Origin of the sequence: Nostoc sp. FACHB-190, assembly GCF_014696905.1 — a bacterium.
In the GTDB taxonomy this organism is placed as follows: Bacteria; Cyanobacteriota; Cyanobacteriia; order Cyanobacteriales; family Nostocaceae; genus Nostoc_B.
On sequence record NZ_JACJQW010000036.1, the window covers coordinates 43,735 to 70,356 of the forward strand.

General features: G+C 42.7%; 20 protein-coding genes. 6 read left to right on the plus strand and 14 right to left on the minus strand.

Going from position 1 to position 26,622, the window contains the following annotated elements; translation table 11 throughout:
* Nucleotides 1-110: 110 nt before the first annotated feature.
* From H6G28_RS28355 to der, 3 genes are all read right to left on the minus strand, one after another.
* Nucleotides 111-1,700 (minus strand): anthranilate synthase component I, encoded by a 1,590-nt coding sequence (locus H6G28_RS28355; protein WP_190675952.1) that lies wholly within the window; start codon nucleotides 1,698-1,700, stop codon nucleotides 111-113.
* A gap of 14 nt (nucleotides 1,701-1,714) precedes the next feature.
* Nucleotides 1,715-2,635, minus strand: a complete 921-nt coding sequence (locus H6G28_RS28360; RefSeq protein WP_190675954.1) for an energy-coupling factor transporter transmembrane component T family protein — start codon at nucleotides 2,633-2,635, stop codon at nucleotides 1,715-1,717.
* A 182-nt stretch (nucleotides 2,636-2,817) separates the two neighbouring features.
* Nucleotides 2,818-4,179, minus strand: coding sequence for a ribosome biogenesis GTPase Der (gene der, locus H6G28_RS28365; protein WP_190591639.1), 1,362 nt, complete (start codon nucleotides 4,177-4,179; stop codon nucleotides 2,818-2,820).
* Between the two features lie 408 nt (nucleotides 4,180-4,587).
* On the opposite strand from der, the gene H6G28_RS28370 reads away from it, so the two are divergent.
* On the plus strand, nucleotides 4,588-5,454 hold the full coding sequence (locus H6G28_RS28370) for a metallophosphoesterase (protein ID WP_313950011.1): 867 nt from the start codon (nucleotides 4,588-4,590) through the stop codon (nucleotides 5,452-5,454).
* Nucleotides 5,455-5,784: 330 nt separating this feature from the next.
* Here the strand turns inward: H6G28_RS28370 and H6G28_RS28375 are convergent, their stop codons facing one another.
* Nucleotides 5,785-6,372, minus strand: coding sequence for a DUF1997 domain-containing protein (locus H6G28_RS28375; RefSeq protein ID WP_190591638.1), 588 nt, complete (start codon nucleotides 6,370-6,372; stop codon nucleotides 5,785-5,787).
* Nucleotides 6,373-7,066: 694 nt separating this feature from the next.
* Here H6G28_RS28375 and pheA point away from each other — a divergent pair.
* The gene (pheA, locus tag H6G28_RS28380) at nucleotides 7,067-7,945 is read left to right on the plus strand and encodes a prephenate dehydratase (RefSeq protein WP_190675956.1); all 879 of its coding nucleotides are present in this window, start codon (nucleotides 7,067-7,069) and stop codon (nucleotides 7,943-7,945) included.
* Nucleotides 7,946-8,240: 295 nt separating this feature from the next.
* Here the strand turns inward: pheA and H6G28_RS28385 are convergent, their stop codons facing one another.
* The 9 genes from H6G28_RS28385 to H6G28_RS28425 all read right to left on the minus strand — a co-directional run bounded on the left by H6G28_RS28385 (nucleotide 8,241) and on the right by H6G28_RS28425 (nucleotide 18,105).
* Nucleotides 8,241-8,891, minus strand: a complete 651-nt coding sequence (locus H6G28_RS28385; protein ID WP_062297079.1) for an LON peptidase substrate-binding domain-containing protein — start codon at nucleotides 8,889-8,891, stop codon at nucleotides 8,241-8,243.
* A gap of 322 nt (nucleotides 8,892-9,213) precedes the next feature.
* Nucleotides 9,214-9,531, minus strand: coding sequence for a 30S ribosomal protein S10 (gene rpsJ / locus H6G28_RS28390; RefSeq protein ID WP_015113498.1), 318 nt, complete (start codon nucleotides 9,529-9,531; stop codon nucleotides 9,214-9,216).
* Nucleotides 9,532-9,702: 171 nt separating this feature from the next.
* A complete protein-coding gene (gene tuf / locus H6G28_RS28395) occupies nucleotides 9,703-10,932 on the minus strand; it encodes an elongation factor Tu (RefSeq protein ID WP_190591636.1) in 1,230 nt (409 codons plus the stop codon).
* 22 nt (nucleotides 10,933-10,954) lie between these two features.
* Nucleotides 10,955-13,033 carry an elongation factor G gene (fusA, locus tag H6G28_RS28400; protein WP_190591635.1) on the minus strand — a complete coding sequence of 693 codons (2,079 nt, stop codon included), beginning with the start codon at nucleotides 13,031-13,033 and terminating at the stop codon, nucleotides 10,955-10,957.
* 138 nt (nucleotides 13,034-13,171) lie between these two features.
* Nucleotides 13,172-13,642, minus strand: a complete 471-nt coding sequence (rpsG, locus tag H6G28_RS28405) for a 30S ribosomal protein S7 (RefSeq protein WP_190591634.1) — start codon at nucleotides 13,640-13,642, stop codon at nucleotides 13,172-13,174.
* 404 nt (nucleotides 13,643-14,046) lie between these two features.
* Complete coding sequence (gene rpsL / locus H6G28_RS28410; protein WP_062297066.1) at nucleotides 14,047-14,433, minus strand: 30S ribosomal protein S12; 387 nt, start codon at nucleotides 14,431-14,433, stop codon at nucleotides 14,047-14,049.
* Between the two features lie 116 nt (nucleotides 14,434-14,549).
* Nucleotides 14,550-14,897 (minus strand): HesB/IscA family protein, encoded by a 348-nt coding sequence (locus tag H6G28_RS28415; RefSeq protein WP_190675958.1) that lies wholly within the window; start codon nucleotides 14,895-14,897, stop codon nucleotides 14,550-14,552.
* Nucleotides 14,898-15,213: 316 nt separating this feature from the next.
* Nucleotides 15,214-15,633 carry a phosphomannose isomerase type II C-terminal cupin domain gene (locus tag H6G28_RS28420; protein WP_190591681.1) on the minus strand — a complete coding sequence of 140 codons (420 nt, stop codon included), beginning with the start codon at nucleotides 15,631-15,633 and terminating at the stop codon, nucleotides 15,214-15,216.
* Nucleotides 15,634-16,116: 483 nt separating this feature from the next.
* Entirely contained in the window at nucleotides 16,117-18,105 is a 1,989-nt protein-coding gene (locus H6G28_RS28425) for a phosphodiester glycosidase family protein (protein ID WP_190675960.1), read from the minus strand.
* A 752-nt stretch (nucleotides 18,106-18,857) separates the two neighbouring features.
* Here H6G28_RS28425 and H6G28_RS28430 point away from each other — a divergent pair.
* Both H6G28_RS28430 and H6G28_RS28435 read left to right on the plus strand, forming a co-directional pair.
* On the plus strand, nucleotides 18,858-23,543 hold the full coding sequence (locus H6G28_RS28430; RefSeq protein WP_190675962.1) for a glutamate synthase-related protein: 4,686 nt from the start codon (nucleotides 18,858-18,860) through the stop codon (nucleotides 23,541-23,543).
* 140 nt (nucleotides 23,544-23,683) lie between these two features.
* Complete coding sequence (locus tag H6G28_RS28435; RefSeq protein ID WP_190675964.1) at nucleotides 23,684-24,052, plus strand: Dethiobiotin synthetase; 369 nt, start codon at nucleotides 23,684-23,686, stop codon at nucleotides 24,050-24,052.
* Nucleotides 24,053-24,055: 3 nt separating this feature from the next.
* Here H6G28_RS28435 and H6G28_RS28440 read toward each other — a convergent pair whose 3' ends face one another.
* A complete protein-coding gene (locus H6G28_RS28440; protein ID WP_190591629.1) occupies nucleotides 24,056-24,667 on the minus strand; it encodes a hypothetical protein in 612 nt (203 codons plus the stop codon).
* A 385-nt stretch (nucleotides 24,668-25,052) separates the two neighbouring features.
* Between H6G28_RS28440 and H6G28_RS28445 the strand changes: the two genes are divergently transcribed.
* Both H6G28_RS28445 and H6G28_RS28450 read left to right on the plus strand, forming a co-directional pair.
* Entirely contained in the window at nucleotides 25,053-25,844 is a 792-nt protein-coding gene (locus H6G28_RS28445) for a DUF6745 domain-containing protein (RefSeq protein ID WP_190675966.1), read from the plus strand.
* Between the two features lie 113 nt (nucleotides 25,845-25,957).
* Nucleotides 25,958-26,407, plus strand: a complete 450-nt coding sequence (locus tag H6G28_RS28450) for a Panacea domain-containing protein (protein ID WP_190591627.1) — start codon at nucleotides 25,958-25,960, stop codon at nucleotides 26,405-26,407.
* Nucleotides 26,408-26,622 lie beyond the last annotated feature (215 nt).

The window sequence follows — 26,622 nt, forward strand, 5'->3', positions numbered from 1 at the left end:
CTGGCTTCTCTCCATGTTGCCATAATTATTATTTTGTGGCACAAAATTGCCAACATTTGATGAGTCATCATTCAGAAATTAGGAGTTGCACCAATTTAATTCAGCGTGATTCATGGGTGATTTATGAGGTTCAAGGCTGCTAGTTGTGCTTGCGCTTTGTGCAGAGATTCATACCATTCTCTTTCAGGATCACTGTCTGCCACAATCCCCGCACCCACTTGTCCCCAGACGGTTTTGATTTGTCTGGGGAGTGGGAAGTGGGGAGTAGGGAGTGGGGCATTTTGTGGATATTCTGGCTCTGATTTGCTGCTTCCTTGCTTTCTAGCTGGAGATGCGGGTGCTAGAAGTAGAGTACGAATCAGGATATTCAAGTCCAAGTTACCGCGCCAGTCGAGATAGCCGCAAGAACCATAAAACAGGCTACGTCGCACAGGTTCTAGTTCTTCGATAATTTCCATGCACCGCACTTTGGGACACCCTGTGATTGTGCCGCCTGGGAACATGGCACGAATCAAATTAACGGCGCTTTGGTCGGATTTTAAAGTACCTATAACGTTGCTGACAAGGTGCATAACATGGCTATATCGCTCAATTGTGAGCAGTTCGTCAACTTTTACTGTTCCCCATTCACACACTCGCCCTAAATCATTGCGTTCTAAGTCTACTAGCATGATATGTTCTGCACGTTCTTTGGTGTTGCTGAGTAGTTCTTGTGCTAGTTGATGATCTTGTTCTGGGGTTGTACCGCGCGATCGCGTCCCGGCTATTGGTCGAGTTTGAGCTTCCTGATTTTGCAACAGCACCAACCGTTCTGGTGAACAGCTAACTACTTCACCCCAAGGAGTCTGCCAGTAGCTGGCAAAGGGTGAAGGATTGATTTTCTGTAATGCTTGGTAAATTGACCAGCCAGAAGCCGTTGTAGATGCGGCAAACCGCAAAGAAAGATTCGCCTGAAAGATATCTCCAGCCTGAATATATTTTTTGGCGCGGTTGACTGATGTTTCATAATCTGACTGCGATGTGAAGAACTCAGGGGCAGAAGTGATGGGTGTATGCGGTGAGGAGGTAACTTGGTAGAGTGAATTCCCTGAATTTTTATCTTCTAAAAGAATTTTTAACCTATCTACATCATTAATGTCACTACCTGCTAACCAAAGAATTTGCTCAACATGATCTAAAACGGCAAACGATTCTGGTTCATACCAAAAAGCCACGGGGAAGGGTAGAGTATCAGATTTAGCAAAAGGTAACTGTTCAATTTCCCAAGCGACATCATAGCCAAGCCAGCCTAGCCAACCACCGGTGAAGGGGAGATGAGGAGGCAGGGGGGTAGCGGTGCAGGGGGGCAGGGGGGCAGGGGGCGATGGGAGAAACATTTCTTCCCCTACACCCTGCTTACTGAGCGCAGTCGAAGTACACCCTTGTACCCCTACACCCCCACTTTGTAGCAACTCCTCCAAAAATGGGAAAACCTGACCTAATTGCGGTGTCCACATCTGCGGTACACCATCGATGATGCGGGGTGCGCCTGCACAGATGGAATAGCGGCTGAGTTGGGGTTGGCTTGTGGGTGTGGGGTAGGGGCTTTCTAGTAGGGTAGCAATGCCTGATGATGTGGTAGGTAGAAATAGGGCGGCGAAAATTTCCGCGCCAGTACGATTTTCTAGGGGGAGCGATCGCCAATGCCAAGGCTTGGTCATAATGAGTGAACAGCTTAAAATTTATTACCGGAAATTACCCGCACTCCCCAGAATAAAGTTAAAGTGGCGATCGCAAACCAATCCCATCTTTTGAGTCGTAATTCATGCCACTGCACTTTGTGTTCGTTAGGGCTGGTAAAACCGCGCACCATCATCGCATTTGCCATTTGGTCTGCCCTTAAGAGCAAATTTTCTAACAGTCTTTCGGCGACAATCATCCAAACTTTCACCGCACCTTTTAACCCTAATTTTTTCCAATTAATCGCCCTTGTCATGACTGAGCGAATCAAATTCTGCACTTCTTCTAAAACTAAGGGAATAAATCGCAAGGATAAAGTTAAAGTCAAGGTAATTTCGGTTACAGGTAACTTGAGTCTGCGTAAGGGCTGCATGATACTTTCAATGGCTGCCGTGATTTCTTCTGGCGCAGTTGTCAACAGATACAAGTTAGTACTGTAAATTACCGTAAATAAAATGGTACTGAGACGCACTGCCAAATCTAAAGAACGGCGGGTGATTCTGACTGGCCCTTGATGGAAGAGGACGTAAGAGTATTTTTTAGTGCTAAGTGCTGGTTGGGACTTTGGGCTGGATGAGTTAGGCTTGGGAGCTAATATTTGCTCATTGGCTGGGAGACGGGGTTGATAATTCACACCCAAGCCATCGGGGCTAACGGCGGCAATAAATAATACTAAAACTGTAAGGGTTAATAACCAACCTAATTGTTGCTGCCAAACTCGGCGGGGAATTTTGGCAACTAATGTAAAAAGAATTAACAGTATGACTAACAAGATGCGCCATTCGTTAGTCGCAAAGCTGTAACTGGTTAAAAAACTCATCAACCAAGCAATCTTGACGCGGGGATCAAGTTTATGCAGCCAAGTTTGCGGTTGTTCTAAATATAGTCCGAGGGGGAGCGATCGCAGTAAATCCATTTTTCAAGTGCTGAGTGCTGAGTTATGAGTGCTGAGTATTAAAGTTTCTCAAGTACGATAAGTCAAGGTTTCTATTTCTTGTCTATTTTGCTCTGACATTTAACGTTTAGCACACTCTACCTTGTCTACCCCCTCGCCCTTGTCTACTCCTTTTACTTCTCTATACTCAGCACTCAGCACTCTTAAACGCGAGTTGCGCGGTTAACATTACCACTTTCCATATCCCGGACTTTCTTACTCCGCCAGAGGAGACGAATGGGTGTACCTTTAAAGCCTAGTTGTTGGCGGAATTGTCTTTCGATATAGCGGCGGTAGTTGTCGTTGAAGCGTTTTGCATCGTTCACAAACAGAGCAATTGTCGGTGGTCGGCTGCTCACTTGAGTACCATAATAAATTCTGCCCTGACGACCACCGCGAGAAGTTGGGGGTGAGTGCCATCTTACCGCTTCTTCTAAGACTTCGTTAATTACCGATGTAGTCACACGGCGCTTGTGTTCTGCTGCTGCTTGCACAACTAATTCTAAAATCTTTTCTACCCGTTGTCCTGTTAAGGCGCTGACAAAGATAGTCGAAGCCCAGTCGGTAAAGTGTAGTCGCTCTTGCAGACTTTTTTCGTAATCGTAGATAGTATGAGAGTCCTTTTCAACAGCATCCCATTTATTGACAACAACGATGCAAGCTCGACCTTCTTCAATGATCCGCCCTGCTAATTTTTGGTCTTGTTCCGTAACTCCGTCTAAGGCATCTAGTACTAATAAAACAACATCGGCGCGGCGAATGGCTTTAAAAGCACGGTTAATGCTAAAAAATTCTGTCCCGTAGTCTATGTTTTTCTTTTTGCGAATCCCGGCGGTATCAATCAGCCGATATTGTTGTCCATCACGTTCAATGAAGGTGTCTATCGCATCTCGCGTTGTACCAGAAATGGGGCTGACAATGGCTCTTTGTTCCCCCACAAACGCATTTAATAAACTTGATTTACCCACATTTGGCCGACCAATGATCGCCACTTTAATTTCGTTGGTTTCTGGTACTTCTGTTACCGATGGAATGTGTTTAATTAACTCGTCGAGTAAGTCGCCTGTACCGTTGCCATGAATTGCAGAGATGGGGTATGGTTCTCCTAAACCCAATTCCCAAAACTCGGCTGCTTGAGTTAAGCCTTGTTCTGGAGATTCGCATTTGTTCACAGCCAGGAGTACTGGTACTGGTTGTTGACGTAACCACTGAGCGATTTCTTCATCAGCTGATGTGGGTCCTGTCTGACCATTCACTACAAAAATGGCTGCACTGGCTTCGTTGAGGGCTGCTAGTGCTTGCTGGCGAATCAATGGCAGAAATTCAGTGTCATCGTTAAAGACTAAACCACCTGTATCTACCACTAAATACTCGCGATCATTCCAAAAAGCAGGCAGATAAGTGCGATCGCGGGTCACACCTGGTTCGTCGTGGACAATCGCCGTTTGTTCCCCAGCGAGACGATTAACCAGGGTGGATTTGCCGACATTCGGTCGGCCGATAATTGCAACAATTGGCAGTCCCATAAAACCAGGAGTAGAGAAACAGTAATTATATCACATCTGTTTATTTTAATTCTTAAGAAACGTGGGGAGTTGGGAATAGGGAGTAGGGGAAGAATGTGTTTTTAAACATCTTGACCTTGGACTAAGTGACTTAAGTCGTGGTTCATCTTGCACAAGAACAAAACCCGCACTTCCGCAAGATCAGTCACCGCCGCGCGGGTTCCTAAACCCTTGATTTTGCTTTAGTCCGAGAAGGCGGACTTTGTTTGTATAGCCGCGATTTTAATCGTCGGGGCTAGTTACTCCCGACTCTCCACTCCCTTATGACTTGAGTCTTTATTTATTTTTCTCTGATAAAAGAAAACTGCACTCGAAATTTTAAATAACAAGCTTGGCAAAAAAACTGGCAATCACAGCGAAGGAGATTGTGTGTTGATAACTCGTAAGTGGTTGATAAAAGCCAGCAGATCAGCTTTTCGATGTATAAGATGGTGCTTATTGCTTGGCTGCTGCACTTTACTATATGCCCATTTAATTGAACCGAATTGGATTGAAATTAATTCTTTACAACTGACATTACCCAATCTCGCCCCAGAATTTAACGGTTATCGCATTGTCCAAATTAGTGATATTCACCGCGATCGCTGGATGACTCCGCGACGACTCAAGCGGATAGTCCGACTAGTTAACCAACAAAAACCCGATTTAATTGCAATTACAGGTGATTTAGTCACTCGCAATTTACCACAATTCATCCCTTCATTAACAGTTTGTTTAAATCACTTCACACCCAAAGATAAAACTGTAGCCATATTAGGAAATCACGACCACGAGAATGATACTCCAGCAATTATCCAAGCCATAAAACAAAGCAATATTGTCTATTTGGAGAATGATATTTATACACTCCAACGCGGAAGTGCAATGTTACATATTGCGGGTATAGATGATGTGCAGATGGGTAAAAGCCGCCTAGATTTAGTGATGCAGAAATTACCCAAAACAGGCGCAGCAATATTGTTAGCCCATGAACCAGATTTTGCTATTACCAGTACGGCAACAGGACGGTTTGATTTGCAACTGTCAGGACATTCTCACGGCGGACAAATTCGCCTACCGTTCATCACACCGCCTATACTTCCGCCTTTTGCAAGACAGTATTATTTAGGAAAATATCAGCTAGGTAAGATGTTTTTGTATACTAACCGAGGCTTAGGAATGACAGGTTTACATCTGCGTTTTTTTGCTCGTCCTGAAATTACTGTATTTACCTTGCAAATGAAATTAAAGATTTAATAGAAATTTACTTTATTAATCTTGAATCCCATACTATGTAAGGATTTAAGCTAGTATCAAGTATTAATTTGTTATAGCTAGTCTAGGAGAGACATTATTTTTAATAAACCACATATTTAATACTAAGTAAATATTTTTCAGCGTTGTATATATGCGGGATGAATTAAGCCTTTTTAACAAGAGTTAAATATCGGTTTTTTGCGCTTCTGCGCGGTAGTCGCTACTCTGCGAGAAGCCGCGCAGAGCGCGTCTACAAGTCGGATAAACCGCCCAACGCGCTACCTTGCCTTTGCGCGACACAAAAAATATCCCGCTAATCAGCAACGCCCATTATTCTAAATTCAAAATTGGTAAATCGCCACTATTATCTTCTAGAGCCTTTTCTGCCATTTGCGATGTTACCCAATGACGATAATCTATGAGTAGCTGATGCAACAATCTTTGCTTAACAGTAACTAAGACACTCTTGAGTAAACCATTGCCAGTAGCTTCTAAAATTGGCTTTGGAGTGAGAGAAAATGGTGGCGGTAGTTCTACTTGTACTTCTAAATCAGCTTTTCCTTCCAGACGAGTACCATTGCTAGATTGATGTGGTGATAAATAACCTTTTAAATTGAGGCTAAAACGTTGGTTAATATACTCAAACCCTCGGATTTCACAACCTACTGAACGCAAATAAATTACACTATTTGATTCTGCCCAAACCCTCATATCTACAGTTGGTTGAATACTCAATGTCATAAAAGATAGAGGACGCATTTTTAGCCGAAATACTTCCTCAGAAAGCTGTTGGACACGACTGTTATCAACTAAAGCATTCACCAATCGTTGAGGCTGCCGCAAGTAATGTTGAATAGGAATAGGCTGTTGCGGTACAGCAATTTTTACCGATTGAGAAGCAGTAAATCTTGTAGGCATGATTTTGCAGACAGCAGTGATTTGATACTTTTATATGGTAATAAATTTATGGCAATGATTATTTTAATCTACTCAAATAATAAACATAGATATTACTTATGTATGACCTCAGACTTTAATAATAGATTTATTAAATCACAAGATTTTTAAAATAAATTAGTAATATTTTTATAATTATAAATCAAATTGCAGTCATTTTCCAAAAATGTTTTTTTCAGTATAAGAAACAAAAATATAAAAAATAATACCAGTGTTCAATGAGAGAACAAATTTCATCTCTGTGATGTGTGTCTACTCACTGCTATAGGACTGATATTTGATTTCTGAAAAAAATCAGTACATTCAGATTAGGCTTCTTTCCTACTCCCGACTCCCCATTCCCTATTCCCGACCTACACAAATAAATTCAGAAATCAAACCGGATTCCTATATCTCAATATGAAATTTAGCTGTTAGGAATTACTTCTGAAAAGAAAAAATCAAAGTTTTATACCAATGTATTGGGGTGGATGTAATGTTGTCCCGATACGCAATATGGTAAGTCTGCTAGTGAATGCAATTACAAACTGTATCGTTGTTTAAGATAGAAAAGCAGTGTGGAGTTCAACAAAGCTAAATCAATGTTTTATTGCTTCAAGTATGGATTTGCTGCGGTATAGTCTATTAATCTCACAATAGTTCCTGTTCCAACATTATGTCTTTATCTATTGCTCATTTAGGCCCACCAGGTACTTATGCAGAACAAGCGGCAGTTTTATATGTCAACTGGCTAACCAAAACAACGGGAACTGAAGCTACTTTATGTCCATATCCCAGCATAGCGCAGTCACTCCAAGCTGTGGCAGCAGGCAAAACACAGTTAGCAGTTGTACCAGTCGAAAATTCCATTGAAGGTAGTGTGACTATGACAATGGATGCACTATGGCAATTGGATAGTTTGCAAATTCAGTTGGCTTTAGTGATGCCTATAGTTCATAGCTTGATTTCTGTCGCTTCTGGTTTAGATAAAATTGAAAAGGTTTATTCCCATCCCCAAGCTTTAGCCCAATGTCAAAATTGGTTGGGACAATCTCTGCCAAATGTACAAATGATACCGAGTAATTCCACAACAGAAGCTCTACAATTATTAAAGCAAGATTTAACAGCAGCTGCGATCGCTTCTTCTAGAGCAGCCCAACTTTATAACTTGCCAATTCTCGCCCAAGGCATTAATGACTATCCCGAAAACTGTACTCGCTTTTGGGTAGTGAGTCAAAATAACGCCAAGTTTGAATATCATATCAATAATTTAAATCCCACTCATAGCTCTTTAGCTTTTAGCTTACCTGCAAATATACCTGGTGCGTTAATTAAACCTCTGCAAGTATTTGCTGAACTAGGAATTAATCTTAGTCGAATTGAATCTCGTCCTACCAAGCGTTCTTTAGGAGAATATGTATTTTTTCTTGACCTAGAAACAGATATTCAACAACCAAAAATGCAATCTGCTCTAGCTGATTTAATAGGATATCTAGAAATATTAAAAATTTTTGGTAGCTATGGTGTATTGTCAGTTAACACTTCTGAATCTTAATTAAATCAATTGCTGACTTACTTACATACTGGATAGTATTTATAGCGTTTTTCGGTTTATTTAGTGCAGTACAAGTTGATAGGAGATAGAGGCTGGAGGCTAGGATGCTCAAGACTAGAGAAATGTACCTCATTGAGATGAAAAACGCTGTATTTTCAAAAGTTATTTTCTATTGGCAGAATTTAGGAGTCAGATACTGTGTATAGATGGTATTAGCGACTACTCTTGCATGAACATAAAATCAGGAAACTGCAAGGTAGAACGCTAATAAGACTCATCTTCTAGTTAATTTAGTTTATGACTTCTGATTGAAAGTATCTTTCAATACTGAGCGAGCTGCTAAATGATTCCGGGTAGAAGTTAAAATTTCTGCTTCTCGTTCTAAACGAGCAGCCGTATCCTGCATTTCTAACAATGATTGTTGTTCGGCTGCAACACCATAAAGGTTACTAGCCACCCAGTAAGATAGCTCTATTGGCAAGTCTGGTAATTCTTCTGGTAGTTCAATATTTTGTTCTGTTAACTTAGCCGAGAGGCGCACTACATCTTTGAGCAGTTGTTCAACTTCGGCTCCCAAAGGACGCAAATCTTTGCTAGGTGGCTCATCTTCTATCCACTGCACCAAACCGACACGATAAGGCTTTTCTCGCACATACTCTAAGACACGAAACCGTTGCTGTCCTAAAGTCAGCATCTTCATCCGGTCGTCTGGTAGGCGCTGGTAATGGATAATTTCTGCACAACAGCCCACATTGGCAATTGTACCTTTGACTGGATCGACCATGACCACACCGAATCTGCGATCGCTCTCCAAAATCGTGTTCATCATGATTCGGTAGCGAAATTCAAAGATATGTAATGGTAATGGTCTTGTAGGAAAAAGAACTACTTCGGGTAACGGGAACAGAGGTAGTTCACGAACAGCAATTCTAGATGAAGATGTCATTGTTACCTTAGAATAAATTTAATTTTAAAAATTTATTGTTCTCTGCTTTCCCGTACTTTATTTACATTCTATCACTAAATAAAAAGCCCTGAGATCAATTTTCTCAGGGCTAGTTCCGTATTCACACTATAGTCTTTGGTAAAGAATTCAGGAACTAAGAGCTATAACTCAGTATCTAGACGCATACTACTAAGGTTGAATTGTTGGGCAAAGCCTGACGCAAAGGCTAGTAGCCTACCACAGAGTATTCTGTATGGGTGGTGAATAAATTAACTGTGTTTAATAATGCGTTAATTAGTTTTGATTCCTGAATTCTTCTAAACTACAGTTTGACTTCAATATCAACACCAGATGGCAAATCCAGCTTCATTAAAGCATCAATAGTTTTAGAGGAAGGCTGGTAGATGTCAATAATTCTGCGGTGAGTACGGGTTTCAAAATGTTCCCGTGAATCTTTATCTACGTGAGGAGAACGCAGTACGCAATAGATTTTCCGTTTTGTAGGTAGGGGAATTGGGCCTATGGCTGTCGCGTTAGTCCGGTTAGCTGTATCTACAATCTTCTCGCAAGATGTATCCAACAATCGACGGTCAAAAGCTTTTAAACGAATTCTAATTTTCTGCTGTTGTAGAGTTGCCATCTTTAATTTTCCAGGTTCTGATTTATTAGGGGAGTGGGGAGTGGGGAGTGGGGAGTGGGGAGTGGGGAGTAGTTTGTTTATCCTACTCCCCATTCCCGCAATTAAGTTCAGATAAAAGAGCAGAGAGGCATCTTAGCATCTCTGCTCTTCATTATTTAGGGTAAAAAGGTACTACTTGAGGATTTTGGAGACGACACCAGCACCGATGGTGCGGCCACCTTCACGAATCGCAAAGCGCATACCTTGTTCAATAGCGATCGGGCTGATCAATTCTATTGTCGCTTTGATGCGATCGCCTGGCATTACCATTTCTACTGCTGAACCTTCATCAGATGTAAACTCTTTGATGGTGCCGGTTACATCAGTTGTCCGCACATAGAACTGAGGACGGTAGCCAGCGAAGAATGGGGTTTTGCGACCACCTTCTTTTTCGGTCAGCACGTATACTTCCCCTTCAAATTGGGTGTGAGGAGTAATGGAACCAGGTTTTGCTAGTACCATACCGCGCTCAACGTCTTCTTTCTTCAGACCACGCAGTAGTACACCAGCGTTGTCCCCAGCCAAGCCTTCCTCAAGGCTCTTCTTGAACATTTCAATCCCGGTGACGGTGGTGTTACGAGTTTCTCTCAGACCCACTAGCTCTACGTTATCGTTCACCTTAACTTTGCCGCGTTCGATACGTCCAGTAGCCACGGTACCACGACCTGTGATGGTGAATACGTCTTCTACAGCCATCAAGAAGGGCTTGTCAATATCGCGCTCTGGGTCAGGAATGTAGGAATCGACAGCTTCCATGAGTTCGTAGATTTTATCTACCCACGGATCTTCACCTTTTTGGGTTTTATTGCTGGCGGTCATTTTCTCCAGAGCTTTCAGACCGGAACCTCGGATGATGGGGATATTATCACCATCAAACTCATAGTCGCTCAACAATTCTCTCAGTTCGAGTTCTACCAACTCTAACAGTTCTTCGTCGTCGATCATATCTACTTTGTTCAAGAAGACGACGAGGTTGGGAACACCTACTTGTTTTGCCAGCAGGATGTGTTCGCGGGTTTGAGGCATAGCACCATCGGTAGCTGCAACTACGAGGATAGCGCCATCCATTTGGGCTGCACCAGTGATCATGTTCTTCACATAGTCAGCGTGTCCTGGACAGTCTACGTGAGCATAGTGCCGATTTTCGGTTTCATACTCCACGTGAGCTGTGTTAATTGTGATACCCCGTGCCTTTTCTTCTGGTGCGTTATCGATTTGGTCGTAGGCTCTAGCTACAGCTTTACCGAGAGCAGCCAAGGTCATGGTGATAGCTGCTGTTAAAGTTGTTTTACCGTGGTCAACGTGTCCAATAGTACCGATGTTAACGTGGGGTTTAGTTCTTTCAAACTTTGCGCGTGCCATGAATGCTCGTTTCCTTTTTTAATTAAGCGTTCCCTTTGCTTTTTGCAATGATAGTTTCAGCCACGCTGCGAGGCACCTCTTCGTAGTGGCTGAACTCCATCGTAAAAATACCTCGACCTTGGGTTTTCGACCGGATATCGGTAGCGTAGCCAAACATGGTCGCCAGTGGAACTTTGGATGCCACTTTAGCGAGTCCCTGTTCAGTGCTTTGGCTTTCAATCTGCCCTCGGCGGGAGATGAGGTCTCCAATAACGTTCCCGATAAAGTCTTCAGGAACTTCCACTTCAACTTTCATCATAGGCTCTAATAGTACTGGTGAAGCTTTCAGCACAGCTTCTTTCATCGCCATTGAACCAGCAATTTTGAAAGCCATTTCCGAAGAGTCTACATCGTGGTAAGAACCATGAACTAGCGTCGCTTTTACGTCAATCAGGGGATATCCAGCTAAAATACCAGATTCACAGCTTTCTTTCATACCTTGCTCGGCGGGGCCAATGTACTCTTTAGGTACTACGCCACCGACAATTTTAGAGACGAATTCAAAGCCGCTACCGGGTTCTCCTGGCTCCAAATTGATCACAACGTGACCATATTGACCCTTACCACCACTTTGGCGGATGAACTTACCTTCCACGTTGGTAACTGCTTTCCGAATCGTTTCGCGGTAAGCTACTTGTGGCGCACCAACATTCGCTTCCACCTTGAATTCGCGTAACATCCGATCCACCAGAATTTCTAGGTGGAGTTCTCCCATCCCTGCAATTACAGTTTGGTTTGTTTCTGGATCAACATTGACGCGGAAGGTTGGGTCTTCTTCGGAGAGAGATTGCAGAGCCTTGGATAGCTTATCCATGTCGTTCTTGGTTTTGGGTTCAACCGCTACCGAGATCACAGGCTCTGGAATAAATAGGGATTCCAGTATTACTGGTGCGCCTTCATCAGTGATAGTATCACCTGTTAAGGTATCTTTTAATCCTAACGCAGCACCCAAATCCCCAGCCCGTAGTTCCTCTACGTCTTGGCGATCATCTGCCTTCATTAGAACTAAGCGGGAAATGCGTTCTTTTTTATTTTTGGTAGCGTTTAATACATAACTACCTTTTTTCAGAACACCAGAATAAACACGAACAAAGGTTAGGCGACCGTAAGGGTCAGCCATAATCTTAAATGCCAAAGCAGCTAGAGGTTCGTTGTCATCCGCCCGGCGCTCGACTGTATCACCATTTGCAAGTGTGCCTTGAATGGGAGGTACTTCTGTTGGCGCGGGTAGGTAATCTACAACTGCATCCAACATTAACTGCACGCCTTTGTTTTTAAAGGCTGAACCACAAAGCACAGGCACGATTGTGCCGGCAATTGTCCCTTTGCGAAGGGCTGCCCGGATTTCTTCTTCTGTCAGTGCTTCGCCATCGAAGTACTTAGTCATCAAAGCGTCATCGGTTTCAGCTACTGCTTCTACCAGCTTGGTGTAGTACTCTTCAGCTTGCTCTTGCACCTCTGAAGGGATATCCGTTTCTTGGATATCTGTACCTTGGTCGTTGTTGTAAATGTATGCACGCTTCCGCACCAAGTCTACAATGCCTTTGAAGTCGTTTTCGCTACCAATGGGCAGTTGAATTGCAATGGCATTTGCTCTTAGGCGATCGCGCATTTGTTCGTGAACTCTATAGAAGTTCGCGCCTGTGCGATCCATTTTATTAATAAAGGCGATCCGAGGTACTGCGTAACGGTCTGCTTGCCGCCACACTGTCTCCGATTGTGGTTGTACTCCACCTACAGAACAAAATACAGCAATTACACCATCTAATACGCGCATGGAGCGTTCTACTTCAATTGTGAAGTCTACGTGACCAGGAGTATCGATAATGTTAATTTGATAATCTTTCCAACTGGTACTGATTGCCGCAGCAGTGATGGTGATTCCCCGCTCCCGCTCCTGTTCCATCCAGTCGGTTACAGCTGTTCCTTCGTGAACTTCACCAATTTTATGAATTATCCCAGAGTAAAATAATATTCTCTCTGTTGTTGTTGTTTTGCCCGCATCTATGTGCGCCGCAATACCGATATTGCGTACTTTCTCTAGCGGGTTTATACGTGCCACAGTAGCCTCCTATAGTTTTTGCCTCATGATATCTTGTATATTACTCTTTGTTAAGATTCTATACTTTTACGGATTCCCGTCTGGATTTTTATTCAGTCGGCGATATACCGCTTGAGGCAAGATATATCGCTGTGCTGCTTAATAACGATAGTGTGCAAAGGCTTTGTTGGCTTCAGCCATCCGGTGCGTTTCTTCACGCTTACGGATTGCGTTACCTGTTTCGTTGGCTGCATCCATTAACTCATTAGCTAATTTGCCAGCCATTGTCCGCCCTGGTCTGGAGCGAGAAAATTGTACTAACCAACGCAGTGCTAAGGTAGTACCACGTTCTGAACGTACTTCCATTGGTACTTGGTAGGTTGCACCACCCACCCGACGCGCTTTAACTTCTACCAATGGTGTGGCATTACGCACTGCTCTTTCAAAGGTTTCTAGTGCTGCATTACCTGTGCGCTCTTCAATTGTTTTGAGTGCATCATAGACAATGCGTGCAGCTAGTGATTTTTTGCCGTGACGCATGATCCGGCGAATTATCATGCTCACCAGCCGACTATTGTAAACGGAGTCAGGCGGAACTGGCCGCCTCTGAACTACACCACGACGAGACATACTTTACCCTTACATTCGGAATTTGGCAACGAAATTATATGCTATCAGACCGCGCAGTACTGGAGTGGTGGAAGCTGCCACTTAATACTGCTGCAATTTTTTTACACATTTGCAGCGACCCTGAATTGCTGATTTGCTATCTTGGACGGGATAGACAAAGCGACAACATCACAGGTATGAGTTGACAAATGAAAATGCTGCTGTCGCTTACAGCAATCTCAACTAAACCTACACTTGCTCGCTGAGTGCAGGCTGGCAGTGGTAGCTTAACTAATTTAAATTTTGAAAATAGACGCTTATATCTATTTTCACAACTGTTTAAGGGCGATCGCTAACTTTTTATATTTTTATCGCTTCCAGAGAAAGCGACTAATCGCCTTTAGGCACGACTAATCGCCTCTGCCTTATTTTTTAGCGGCTTCTTTCGGGCGTTTGGTTCCATACTTGGAACGACCTTGTTTGCGATCTTTTACGCCCGCCGTATCTAATGTGCCACGAATGATATGGTATCTTACGCCCGGTAAGTCTTTAACCCGGCCGCCACGAATCATGACTACGGAGTGTTCTTGTAAATTGTGACCAATGCCTGGAATGTAGGCTGTTACCTCAAATCCAGATGTCAGTCTTACCCTTGCTACCTTACGGAGAGCTGAGTTAGGCTTTTTAGGTGTGGTTGTGTAGACTCTTGTACAAACACCGCGCCGTTGCGGGCATTGCTTGAGAGCTGGAGACTTGGTTTTCTGACGCGCTTTTTCGCGTTCGCTACGTATTAGTTGCTGTATGGTTGGCATGGGTCACAGCGCGTGAAGCTGCTTAGGGGTCTAAGTTTTAACAAATCCTGATTATATCTTTTTTAGTACTTTTTTGTCAAACTAATTTGACTGGACAAGAGTGATAAACTATTTGACTACTGACCATTGACTATGGAATCTTGATGAATTGCAAACGAATTGCCACAACTACAGGTAGTAATAGCTTGAGGGTTATGGAAACGGAATCCTCCCCCCATCAAGTCTTCGGAATAATCTAATACTAACTCATTGATGTATTGTAAACTTTGATGGTCAACTAGAATTTGCAGACCACCAATTTCAAAGGTGCGATCGCCTGGTTGGACAACCTCAGCAAATGACATATCGTAAAATAAGTCTGAGCATCCCCCTGGTTTAACGGCTAATCTCACCAAGGTATTGGATTTTTGCTTAGACTTTAATCGTTCAATTTCAATTTTAGCAGCTTGACTCAGTTGAATCATTGAATTTTTTGGGCAGTTACATAGCCTGTTAAAAAAATATGGCGGAGTTGAAAAACTCAAAAAACTGATTTTGGCTATTTCATTGTAAATGAAGAGGTTTACTTGCAAAAGCCACTGTGAGCTTGCTTCATTGCCGAAAAATAATTGATTAACTGAATACTGAGTGATGAAAATAATACCGATTTGTAGCGTTAAAAGTAGCAGCTAAACTATCAACTAGTTCTTTTGGTAATTTCACCTCCGTAAATTTCTGGATAACTAAGGTGAGAAATTTACGGAGTTTTATTGTTAGGACGAATAAATTAACCGATGAGGATTAGTTTTCTGTACGAGAATAATCGTCCTGGTAGCGAATAATGTCATCTTCACCCAAATATTCGCCATTTTGTACCTCAATTAAAATTAAAGGAATTACCCCAGGATTTTCTAAACGGTGGGAGGTGCATTGAGGTACGTAGGTTGATTGATTATTACCCAATAGTACTTCTTGGTCGCCACAAGTTACTCTGGCGGTGCCAGAAACAACAATCCAGTGTTCGCTGCGATGGTGGTGCATTTGCAAGCTGAGGCGATGTCCGGGTTTAACTTCGATGCGCTTGATTTTATATCCACGTCCTTCTTCCAAAATAGTAAAAGAACCCCAAGGGCGCAATTCGGTTGCAGCAACACTTCGATTAGCGATCGCCGCAGGCAGTGGTAGAGTCTTAGCAGGTGCGGTTTCTTGATATTGAGCCATAGTTACCTCATTTGGAGACATAGCAAGCTGTCCTTTCTCTTAACCATTGATGGAAAAATCTGGCGCAATCTTGCAACCGTGAAAACCAGTAATTCAATTACACCTTGCTAAACATAACAAAATCAAACTTTGGGATGTAAAGAGTCACGACTAAAACTCTCGTGAATACACAAACTCTTTACCTAGCGCCAACACAGCTTATTCTAATCTTTAACAAATTAGTTTGAGAGGCTAGAGGCTAGTACAACAAGGCAAAAGTCAAAAGTCAAAAGAAAGAATATTCATACCACAAGCCTTTTAAGTAACCACGCAAAATTAATTACAGTCATTGCGAGCGAAGCGAAGCAATCCCAGCCCTTGCGATTGCTTCATTTCGCTTCGCTCCATTCGCAATGACTTTGTGTAATTAATTATGTTTAACTACTTAGCAATTTCTTATGGTCTGTTTATTTCCACCAACCTGTACTAGTCCCTAGCCTCTAATTATCTTTGTTGCCAAAAAATACCAATACCATTATGCACACGAGCCGCAGTATTGGGAGAACGGTCGAGTAATTGTCCGCTTAAGTAAAGACTAGTTGAACTGCCACCATCTAAATTTAAAGCATTCACACAACCCAAATTTTTCATTAATTGAGCGTGTTCTGCGAGTGTCGGCCCGGCTCCACCAGCGCGGTTATGCACAGCAGCAATCATCAGTGTACCTGTAGCTGTGGTACAAATTCCACTCCGAATGGCTTTTTCGGCAATGAAAGCATTGCTGAATTTTTCAGCTTTTGCATCTAGAACAATTTGACCGTTTTGAATTAATAACGGCCCGGCTCCAATAATGTTGGGGTAACGGCTAAAGTCAACAGGGGTGGTGTTACTAGCCAAAGTTACCTTTGTACCGATGGGTAATTGAGTGGCGGTAGTTGCAGCTGTTCCTCGCAAAGTTAACAAGTAACCATTTTGGGGAATAGGAATAGGAGTTTGACCCGCTTTTCCGCCTGATAGCTGACTGCTAATTTCATTGTTTTGAACTATGAGGATGCTTTCATTGTCTGTAAGGGGAGTATAAGTTTTTCCCCAGCTAGGAGTATAACGAGCAGCACCGCTTTGAACGTAACCACTATTGAGAAATAAAATTGGTAAGCGGAAATTATTTGGAGCAGTTAAAGTTTCTTGTAATGTCAGGCGACCTACGTAAAATTGCCCAGAATTATTCCAGGCGATCGCACCTCTATTTAAAATTGGCCCGGATAACCACTGATTATCTCGACGAATCGCGCCCAGAGGCAATTTATTATTGCGGTTAAAATAGCCACCATTAATTGCGGCTAAAGCTAAGTATTTTTGCGCTGTTTGAATTAAGGGCGCAGTGCCGACTACAGTTTCTGGAGTTGTCCAAATTGGTTTTATAGTCAGGTTGCGGGGGTTAGCTTCCAACCACACTACCGGAAAACGATCTTTCCCTAAATTAATAAATTGCTGTCGCCAGCGTAACCCATCTGCCCAAGCAATATTGCGTTCAACCATTGCATCAGGGCGAATTTCGATAATTAGGCGATTTGGGTTATTTACTGTAGTGATACGCGGCGCTGAACCAAAAGGAACACTCAGACTAATAATTGTTTGGTTATGCACCACCTCTATTTTTTGAATCAATCTATCAGGGTTTGGTTGTGGTTGTGGTAATTGTTTACTCAGGTTTGGTAGAGATGGCAGTGGTGCTATGGGGGTGTAACGTTGAATTAAAGCTGGATCAGTTAAAGCATCCAGGGTAATGCGCCATTCTCGATTCGGTATGGTTGTGGGTTGAGGAGCGATCGCATCTGGATCATCTGGTGTTTGAGTTGGTTTGATGGGTAATCCTTGTCTGACTATCCAAGGTGTGGGACTGTCTAAATCAACCACAACGCGATTTTCACGGATAGTAGAAGTACCAGGAGGATTGAGAGCCTCATGACCAATCATCAGATTTTTGATTCGCGCTTGGGGAGTAACAATTACCAAAGTGTTACCATTGACTTGTACTTGCCAATTTGCTTTTTGGGTAAACTCAGTGATATCAAGATAGCGGTATCCGGCTTGGAGAAGAGTTACTAAGGTCTCTGGGGTGGAAGTAAACCACTGAATTGGTTGTTGGCTAGGATTATTGCTATTTAAAAAATCAACTCCCATCGCCTGACGAAATAAACCATCACTGAGATAAATAACTTGCTGATCAACTACTCCTAATTTGACCATCCAAGCACCGGGGATGATGCGACCATTGAGGGAAATTTGATTACCAGCAGATTGGGCTTGTCGTCGCAACTGTCCTGGTTGTGGATTGATCGGAGGCTGTTGAGCGATCGCCATCCAATTAGGAGATACACTAAGGATTGTGGCAATTATGGATGATGCAATTAAGCGCAAGGCTTGATGTTTGGCAAGCTTAGTCACAGCAGTATGAGATTTTTGGCGATACCAATTTGGCATTTTTAACATATTTGATCCAGTGCTTTTGCAAGTTATCACTTCCAAGACAGGAAAGTTAATTGTGACTAACTCTGGAAATTGGGTGATTTAACTTCTCCAGAAACGTGATAACCTATATGTTGGCTAGTTATCTCTGATGAGAAATACCAGCCCTGTTTAAGCTAAAACCACTGTAACTGACTGTTTTAACTGGCACTAGTTCCTGCCAAACTATAAGATATATAGTTTTGGTCATCAAATGTATATATACAATAGTCTTTCCTCACTAATAGTTGCTATGCTGTTACTTAGAGGTGAGACACAGTTATTAGTAACAAAAGTTGCAACGGGTGAGCAGCCAAGATAGACAACAATAAAAATATTTAGGAATTGTCAAATGGGTATATAGTGTAATACGCTGATTTTGTTGCTGAATCAGGAATCTTGCAGCTTTTACAACAGTGAGTTTTTCATGAAAAATTTGGTGTTAGGTCAGTTGATACTGTCTACCTGACAAACATCTATCATCTGAAAAAAACCTGGAAAATACTTAGTTTTGAAACCAAATACATAAAATTAACACAATATGTAGTTTGTCTAAACCAGCATAAACACAGAAGAATCAACGCAATAATTTTAACACGGTTAAGTCCATAAATAACCGCAGTTAAAATTTTTTTTCCCTAAATTCTCGTGATTTATGTATGACTGTGACGCGAAATTGCGAAACTTTCCCTCCCAAGCAGTGGCAAAATTTGTGACTTAACTTTCAGGAATAGGCTATGAACGATCAAAGGGTGAATCAATTGCAAACAATGTCATTTTCGGATAATAACTCTCAAGAAACCTACCAAGGACAAAGGTGGTTAGTAGAGGAAAGAGATGCCTGTGGTGTAGGTTTTATTGCACATCGCCAAAATATTGCCAGCCATGAAATCGTTACTAAAGCCTTAGCCGCATTAACCTGCTTGGAACATCGGGGTGGTTGTAGTGCTGACCATGATTCTGGGGATGGTGCAGGGATATTGACAGCCATTCCTTGGGAGTTGTTACAAAAAGAATATTTCGCAGGCAGGATAGAAATATCATCTACCAGCAATGTGGCTGTAGGGATGATATTTTTACCCCAAGACCGGGAATTAGCTCAAAAAACCAAAGCCCAAGTTGAAAAAGTGGCGGCGGAAGAAAAATTTACAGTATTGGGCTGGCGAGAAGTACCAGTACATCCCCATTTATTGGGCAGACAAGCCAAAGAAAACCAACCCCAAATAGAACAAATTTTTCTGGCGGCGGATGAAACTGGCGATGAATTAGAAAGACAGTTATACATTGCCCGTAAACGGATTTTTAAAGCAGCCAAAGCTGTCTCGGAAGATTTTTATATTTGCTCTTTATCCAGCCGCACCATTGTTTATAAAGGTATGGTGCGTTCGGCTGTGTTGGGAGATTTTTACGCGGATTTACAAAATCCCGCATACAAGAGTGCCTTTGCAGTTTATCATCGCCGCTTTAGTACCAACACAATGCCAAAATGGCCGTTAGCACAGCCTATGCGGTTGTTGGGACATAACGGCGAAATTAATACCTTGTTGGGTAACATTAACTGGATGATGGCCAGAGAAGCGAGTATTAGCCATCCAGTATGGGGCGATCGCAATGATGAACTCAAGCCTTTAGTAATTTTAGATAGCAGTGACTCCGCCACCCTCGATAATGTCCTAGAACTATTAGTGCGTTCGGGACGCAGCCCCTTGGAAGCCTTGATGATTATGGTGCCAGAGGCTTACCAAAATCAGCCTTCCTTACAAAACTACCCCGAAATCACTGACTTTTATGAATACTACAGTGGTTTGCAAGAAGCTTGGGATGGCCCAGCATTGCTAGTTTTCAGTGATGGGAAGAAAGTCGGCGCAACCCTTGACCGCAACGGCTTAAGACCTGCACGCTATGTCATTACTAAAGATGATTACATCGTCGTAGCATCAGAAGCAGGTGTAGTTGACTTCCCCGAAGCCGATATTGTGGAGAAAGGCAGACTAGGCCCAGGGCAAATGATTGCCGTGGATTTAGAAAGTCATGAAATTCTAAAAAATTGGGAAATTAAACAACGCATTGCCCAACAACTTCCCTATGGGGAATGGTTGCAAACCCATCGTCAAGACCTGAAGTCATTAGTCAACAATCATGGGACAAATGGCAATGGTAATGGTAATGGTAATGGCAACGGTAACGGCAAAGGTCAATTCACCGTTGACAAACAAATCTTACTTCAGCGACAAACTGCCTTTGGCTACACCAGCGAAGATGTCGAAATGGTGATTGAACAAATGGCAGGTAATGGTGCAGAACCAACGTTCTGTATGGGGGATGATATTCCATTGGCGGTATTGTCCAGCAAACCCCACCTGTTATATGACTATTTCAAACAGCGTTTTGCTCAAGTAACTAACCCACCAATTGACCCCCTGCGTGAAAAGCTGGTGATGTCCTTGAAGGTGGAATTGGGCGAACGGGGCAATTTATTAGAACCAAAGCCAGAATATGCCAAGAGACTGAAGCTAGATTCCCCAGTCTTGACAGAAGTTGAGTTAGATGCAATCAAGGCTTCTGGTTTTGCCACGGCAGAATTATCAACCTTATTTGCGATCGCCAACGGCCCAGAAGGATTAAAATCTGCCGTCGCAGCTTTACAAGCCCAAGCCGCAGAGTCAGTCCGGGCGGGTGCAAAAATATTGATTTTGAGCGATCGCGCTGGTGGCGGTATTAGTTCAGAATCCAGCTACATTCCACCTTTATTAGCTGTAGGTGCAGTCCACCACCACCTGATCCGCGAAGGCTTGCGGACAAAGACATCCCTCATTGTCGATACCGCCCAGTGTTGGAGTACCCATCACTTTGCTTGCTTGATTGGCTATGGTGCAGGTGCAGTTTGCCCCTACATGGCTTTAGATACAGTCCGGGATTGGTGGTTTGAACCTAGAACTCAGCAGTTCATGGAACGAGGTAAACTGCCCAACCTCAGCTTAGAACAAGCGATTGGGAATTACCGCAAAGCCGTAGAGTCAGGATTGCTGAAAATCCTCTCCAAGATGGGCATATCTTTGCTATCTAGCTATCAAGCCGCCCAAATCTTTGAAGCGATCGGGATTGGTGGCGATTTATTAGAACTGGGATTTAAGGGGACAACTTCTCGGATTGGTGGTTTGAGTGTCAGTGAACTGGCGCAAGAAGTTTTGTCAATTCACAGCAAAGCCTTCCCAGAACTCACAGCCAAGAAATTGGATAACTTGGGCTTTGTTAACTACCGTCCTGGCGGTGAGTACCACATGAACAGCCCGGAAATGTCCAAAGCATTGCATGAGGCTGTGAAAACCAAGCAATACGACCATTACGAAGTTTACAAACAATATCTCCAAGGGCGACCAATTACAGCTTTAAGAGATTTGCTGGACTTCCAAAGCGATCGCCAATCAATTCCTTTAGAAGAAGTAGAAGCCGCAGAAGATATCCTCAAACGCTTCTGTACTGGTGGGATGTCCTTGGGTGCATTGTCGCGGGAAGCCCATGAAGTTTTAGCGATCGCTATGAACCGGATTGGTGGTAGATCCAACTCTGGGGAAGGTGGCGAAGATCCGGTACGTTACAACGTTTTAGATGATGTCGATGAGTCTGGTTACTCCCCCACCCTACCGCACCTGAAGGGACTGCGGAATGGTGATACAGCTTCTAGTGCCATCAAGCAAGTTGCATCAGGACGCTTTGGTGTCACACCAGAATATTTAGCCAGCGCCAAACAAATCGAAATTAAAATTGCCCAAGGTGCAAAACCAGGGGAAGGCGGACAACTACCAGGGGCAAAAGTCAGTCCTTACATTGCGATGTTGCGGCGGTCTAAGCCCGGTGTAACCTTGATTTCACCTCCACCGCACCACGATATCTACTCCATTGAAGACTTAGCACAGTTGATTTTTGACCTGCACCAAATCAACCCGAAAGCCCAAGTATCAGTCAAGCTAGTGGCTGAAATTGGCATCGGCACAATTGCGGCGGGTGTAGCCAAAGCCAACGCCGACATCATTCAAATTTCTGGTCATGATGGCGGTACAGGTGCATCACCTTTGAGTTCGATTAAACACGCTGGTTCACCGTGGGAACTCGGATTAAGTGAAGTGCATCGCGTCCTAATGCAGAATAGTTTGCGCGATCGCGTCATTTTGCGGGTAGACGGTGGACTCAAGACAGGCTGGGATGTCTTAATGGCTGCGTTGATGGGTGGCGAAGAATTTGGCTTTGGTTCCATTGCCATGATTGCCGAAGGTTGCCAAATGGCGCGAGTCTGCCATAAAAACACCTGTCCTGTGGGTGTAGCAACTCAAGATGAAAAACTGCGCCTGCGGTTTAAAGGTATCCCGGAACACGTCGTTAACTTCTTCTATTTTGTTGCGGAAGAAGTGCGGAGTTTGTTAGCTAAATTGGGCTATCGTTCCTTATCAGAAATTATCGGTCGTGCAGACTTATTAACAGTCCGTCCCGAAGCCAAACTAGCTAAAACCCAAGCCTTGAATCTCAACTGCTTACTGCAACTACCAGATACAAAAGAAAACCGTAGCTGGTTAGTGCATGAAGAAGTTCATAGCAATGGCCCGGTAATTGATGACCAATTGTTGGCGGATAGCGAAATTCAAGCCGCAATTCGCAACCAATCGACGGTGACGAAGAATTTAAAAATAGTCAACACCGATAGAACGGTTGGTGCAAGATTAGCTGGTGCGATCGCATCTCAATATGGCGACGGTGGCTTTGAAGGACAAATTAATCTCAACTTCCAAGGTAGTGTAGGTCAAAGCTTTGGGGCGTTTAACCTCTCTGGGATTACTTTAACTCTGGAAGGAGAAGCCAACGACTACGTAGGTAAAGGGATGCACGGTGGTGAAATCATCATCAAACCCCCAGCAAAAGCCACTTATGACCCATCCAAGAACGTGATTGTGGGTAATACCTGCCTTTACGGTGCAACTGGCGGCTTCTTATTTGCCAACGGTTTAGCCGGTGAACGTTTTGCCGTCCGCAACTCCAAAGGTACAGCCGTTGTCGAAGGAGCAGGTGATCACTGCTGCGAATACATGACTGGTGGTGTTATAGTTGTCCTCGGCAAAGTCGGACGTAACGTTGCAGCCGGGATGACTGGTGGTTTGGCATACTTCCTCGATGAAGATGGTTCCTTCCCTGAATTAGTTAACCGGGAAAACGTCAAAATTCAGCGAGTTCTGACAGAAGCAGGCCAAAAACAACTGCAAGAGTTAATTAGAACTCACGCAGAACGCACTGGTTCACCCAAAGCCAAAGCAATTCTGCAAAATTGGTCAGAATTTGTCTCTAAGTTCTGGCAATTAGTACCACCTTCCGAAGCCGATAGTCCAGAGGCTAACCCGCAAGCAGTGGTAGAAAAACATCTGAGTTCGGTGTAGTTAATCGCTGATGAGTTATGAAAAAAGGGGACAGTAACAGCGTCCCCTTTTTTGATCACAATTAAACTTATTGCGAAAATTTTTAAATACACTATTTCTGCAATTTCACCAAATCAGATTTTAACGCGCGAAGTTGACCAATGAATTACGACACAGCCCGCAAACTGCTTGTATCTCAAACAATCACAACCGAAGAAAACCCTGATGCTTTATTGATGCGGATGAAGCAGGGAAAACCACCGGTTCCAGGTCAGATTACCTCGATTTTGTTGGCGTTAAAGGTTGTGTTTGAAGCCCTCAAAGATGTACCCAGTCTAGACCGCGAGTTAACTTTTGCCCTTTATCAGTTAAGTGTCAAGACACAACAGTTATACGTAGCTGGACGCAAAGCTGGGGTAGAATGGCCACCCCTACTTAAAGAAGATTTAGTGAGAATTTCTCTGGCTGTAGAAAGTATCTTTTCTGGTGTGTGGCAAACCCCACCAACTGGGGGATTTGGCGGGGTTTAAGATTCAGCGAGTTTGTAATTCTTGCAGCAATTTTTCGACATCAGTTTTGAGTAAAACTGTCATTTGTCCAGTGAAAGCTTTACCGTTGCGCGGTTTAGCTATTTCGATCCAATAAGCATAGCGATCGCCTATACGCAGTTGTCCTTGTAAAGCTTCTTTAATTGGAGTTTTGGCAAACCGCGCCGAGTTGACTTCACCTTGGCTGGGGTAGTCATACACCACCTGACCTTGATTAAAATCTTGATAGATATCATAGCCATAAATTACCCGCAGAGATTCTTGCAGGCGTTGAAAACTCATCCCATTAATTGCATCGTACATTGCCAAGCGTTCGTAACGAATCCGGTTTCGCTCTTTGGCAAACCCCACTTTACCCGGAGGTAATACTGAAGCCTGAAACGTGAATCGTTGGGCGGCGGTGTCACTCTTCTGCACATATAGTTTTTCACCACTTCCAGGGCGCAGTGTCGGATGAGCATTCATCCAAGTTGTAACTTCTTCTGTAGTTTGCCCTGGTAAAGCATTAGCCTTGGAATTTACCAGCATTCCCACGCATAGCCAGGGAACTAGAGAAAAAGACAAAATTAAACCATTCACCAAAGATTTTTTTAGCATTTTCCTATTCGGGACTTACATGGAAATTTCCCCAAAGGGGGTTAACCATAGTTTTCCCGTTTTCGGAGGAATAATGTCATTGCACCACATAAAATCACGAGTCCATATCAAGTGATTTTACTTAGTCAGGAGTTACGCAAAAGTATGAAAAAACGAACCGCAAAGGACGCAAAGGACACGAAGTTATAAGAGTTTTAGAGAGTTATTGCGTAAGTCCTATTAGTCATAATATAGGACTAATATTTGATTTCTGAAAAAAATCAGTACACCCAGAGCAGACTTCTTTCCTACTCCCTACTCCCCATTCCCTACTCCCTGCCTACACAATTAGAATCAGGAATCAAACCGTATTCCTATATGTAGATTAAATATTTTACAAGTTATTATGTCGAAACCAAGAAATTACAAGCTCACACCGGAAAAATCAGCTTTGATTCCAGCTTATTGGGACAAGTGGCAGAAAATAGCCTTTTCTACTAAGCGGATTGATCAAAATAAAAATCGAGAATTAGTCAAAATTTTATACTCGCTTGTAGATTATGATCTGCCAGAGATTATTTTTTGTCCTAGCCCTTATGCAGCGATTAACGAAATGCTAATAATGAACACATCAAATTACTCATTATTAGATATTTTTGTTGAAGATTTGATCAATATGATCAGGCAGGAACTGAAATATTTTTGGAAACAAATTTCGTTAGAGCCGATTTTGTCTGATTCGGATAAAAAATTTATCAACTATTTAGAAAATCCAGATGTTCCTTCAGAATTAAATTGTCCACGCGAAGATGATTTTAATATCTTAGATACAATTTTGAAGCATAATCAAGCAGAATTAGTTTGGCAACTTTGGTTGAAAAAAGTCTATTGGAAAGCTATTTCATCATTTGACTGGATGTATACTGCTGCTACGTTTGATTTCTTTATTTCAGAACTAGATTGTTATCACAATCCTGAAGTATCCAGCGTTGTTGAACAGTTAGTACTTGAAAGTGGAACTGTATTTCCTTTTGAGCAATATTGTTTTATCTGCGATCGCCCAACTAAACTATTCTTAGATACAGAACATCGTCTGCACGCTGAAAATAAACCTGCGATACAATTCACCGATGGTTTTAGCATATATTCTAGCCACGGTGTTAATAATGGTTTTCAAATGATTCAGTCAGCAGATTAATATAGTACAATTAAACTATCCTGATAGCAAAAATTTTCTAGAGTTAACAGTTATTACCAGCATCAGTCTCTAAGTGGAAGTCTCTGGAGGAATATTGAAGGAGGTTATGACTAGTGTTGTCATGTTTTAACATAGCCGATTACTTTATCTGGTTGGCAAATGAAACAGGCTCTTTTATTAGTAATCTCAAGCTGCAAAAACTTGTATACTATGCTCAAGCTTGGCATCTGGCACTGTATAAAACTCCTTTATTCTTGGAAGATTTTCAAGCATGGGTACATGGCCCTGTAATACCTGATTTATATCAAAAGTATAAGCATTTTAGTTGGCAGCCAATTTTGGAAGATGCTAATCCAGAATTACCTCAAGAGGTTCAGGAGTTTTTAGATGAGGTTGCACAAGAGTACTTTGCTTGTGATGGTTATGAACTTGAGCAGATGACTCACATAGAAGAACCCTGGAATTTGGCTAGAATCAATCTACCGCCTGATGCACCTTCTAGCGCAGTTATTGAGAAAGAGTGGATGAAGGAGTATTACGGATCTCGTGTCGAAGAAGATTAAAAAGACTAAGCTTCCTCAAGAAAGCACATCAAGTATTAAACCAACTAAGCTGAAACCACTCCAAGGTATCAGCTTTTCATTTAAATATTATCAGGACAGTCACATTGGTGACAAGTTAAGGAAAAGGAGAAATTGTCAAGTGTGGTATTTGCAGTGGTCAAAAATCGTGTAAAACTCAATCTAGACAAGTAATTGAGCGATTGATAACAGCCATG